The sequence below is a fragment of the Bradyrhizobium sp. LeoA1Lang genome, from assembly GCF_055413685.1.
Genome location: NZ_JBVAPG010000367.1, coordinates 1 through 2242 on the forward strand (window position 1 = coordinate 1; position 2242 = coordinate 2242).

General features: G+C 68.3%; 2 protein-coding genes. Both read left to right on the plus strand.

All coding sequences use genetic code 11. The features are described 5' to 3' along the window. Nucleotides 1-1831 (plus strand): DUF2341 domain-containing protein (locus tag ACZYOF_RS43475; RefSeq protein WP_463719555.1); only part of this gene is annotated, 1831 nt, incomplete at its 5' end. Between the two features lie 6 nt (nucleotides 1832-1837). Next, a complete protein-coding gene (locus tag ACZYOF_RS43480; protein ID WP_027584694.1) occupies nucleotides 1838-2242 on the plus strand; it encodes an ExbD/TolR family protein in 405 nt (134 codons plus the stop codon).

Here is a 2242-nt window from a genome sequence, read left to right on the forward strand (position 1 = left end):
CGACCCGGTCGGGTCGACGCCGGTCCTGGTCCGGCTGCACACCGGCAATTTCCGCTTCGCCTCCGCCAAGGACGACGGCTCCGACCTGCGGTTTGTCGCCGGCGACGACAAGACGCCGCTGAAGTATCACGTCGAGAAATATGACGGGCTGCTCAGCGAGGCGCTGATCTGGGTCGCGGTGCCGAACGTGCAGCCGGGGGCCAAGGCCGAGATCTGGCTCTACTACGGCAACAAGAAGGCGGTTGCGGCGGCGGACGCCAAGGCGACCTACGATCCCGACACGCTCTTGGTCTATCACTTCAACGAGCGCGGCACGCCGTCGCTCGACTCCTCGGTGTGGGCCAACAACGCGCAGAGCGTGGGCCAGCCGGCCGAAGGCGCGCTCATCGGCAATGGCGTGCGGCTGACCGGCCAAAACCCGGTGACGCTGCCGGCCTCGCCGTCGCTGACGCAGGCGGCGGGCGCACCGTTCACCTGGTCGGCCTGGATCAAGCCGGCGGCCGCGCAGCCGAACGCGGCGCTCTACAGCCGCCGCGATGCTGCGGCCGGCAATGCGCTGGTGATCGGTCTGGACAATGGCGCGCCGTTCGTCGAGGTGACCACTGCCGGGGCCGCGCAGCGCAGCGGCGCCGGTGCGCCGGTCGCACCTGGCACCTGGCATCATCTGGCCGTGGTTGCCAGCAACGGCCAGGTCACGCTGACGCTCGACGGCAACGCTTACGCGTCGGTCGCCGCCTCGTTGCCGGCGCTGAACACGGTGGCCCTGATCGGAGGTGACACGTCTGCAACCTCCAGTGCAACTCCGGTCGCCCAGGCCGCCCCGTCCGCAGCCGCGCAGTCCCCTGCTGCGACGGCTGCGGACGGCACCGCGGCGCCGGCCGCGGACGATGCCGCCGCTGCGCCCGCGCCGGTTGCGGTCCCGGCGATGGCGGGCTTTGCCGGCGACGTCGACGAGCTGCAGATTGCGAAGATCGCGCGATCGGCCGGCTTCATCAAATTCGCCGCGATCGGGCAGGGCCCCGACCAGGCCAAGCTGATCGCCTTCAGCGTCGATGAGGAAACCGGAAGCTGGCTGTCGGGCTACTTCGCGGTGATCCTGAAGTCGGTCACGCTCGACGGCTGGGTGGTGATCGGCCTTTTGGTGATCATGGCGGCGCTGAGCTGGGTCGTGATGGTCGACCGCACCGGCTACCTGAACCGCCAGGCCAAGGCCAACGCAGTGTTCATGAAGCACTTCCGCGCGGTCGCCGACGATCTCACCATGCTCGACCGCGGCGAGGATGCCGATGTCGCCACCCTCGGCGGCCGGCTGACGGCGGCCGATGCCAAGGCGATGAAGGCCTCCTCGCTCTACCGCATCTACCACATCGGGGCGCAGGAGATCCGCCACCGCTTCCGCGGCGGCGCCGCGCCGGTGTTGTCCGGCGCCTCGATCGCGGCGATCCGCGCCGCGCTCGACAGCGGCGTGGTCAAGGAGATCCAGCGATTGAACCGGCTGATGGTGGTCCTGACCATCGCGATCTCCGGCGGTCCGTTCCTCGGCCTGCTCGGCACCGTGGTCGGCGTCATGATCACCTTCGCGGCGATCGCGGCCTCCGGCGACGTCAACGTCAACGCGATCGCGCCCGGCATCGCGGCGGCGCTGGTGGCGACCGTCGCCGGCCTCGGCGTCGCGATCCCGGCGCTGTTCGGCTACAACTACCTGATCTCCAAGATCAAGGATCTGACAAGCGACATCCAGGTCTTCGTCGACGAGTTCGTGACCAAGATGGCGGAGTTCTACACCGCCGACCGGCCGGATCCGATCGACCACCGCATGGCCGCGGAGTAAACGGCGATGCAGCTCCAGAGCGACTCCAAGCCGTATGACGACATCAACATCACGCCGATGTTGGACCTCGCCTACGTGCTGCTGGTGATCTTCATCATCATGACGACGGCGACGGTGCAGGGCCAGAAGGTCAACCTGCCGAAGGCCTCGGCCGCGCCGTCGCTGGCGACCCAGACCACCAAGGCGATCACGGTCGCCAATGACGGCAAGATCTTCCTCGACACCATTCCGGTGACGCTGCCCGAGCTCGAGCAGCGGCTGGTGCAGCAGAAGGCGCTGACGCCGGAGTTTCCCGTGGTGCTGCGCGGCGACGCGCAGGCCCAGTACCAAAGCGTGATGGACGTGCTCGACCTGCTCGGCCGCATCGGCCTCAACCAGGTTGGACTCGCCACCAAACCGCTCGTGAAGTGA

Bases quoted from the DNA above. Each gene is read 5' to 3' on its own strand.
- ACZYOF_RS43480 (WP_027584694.1), top strand. From the start codon at position 1,838: ATGCAGCTCCAGAGCGACTCCAAGCCGTATGACGACATCAACATCACG.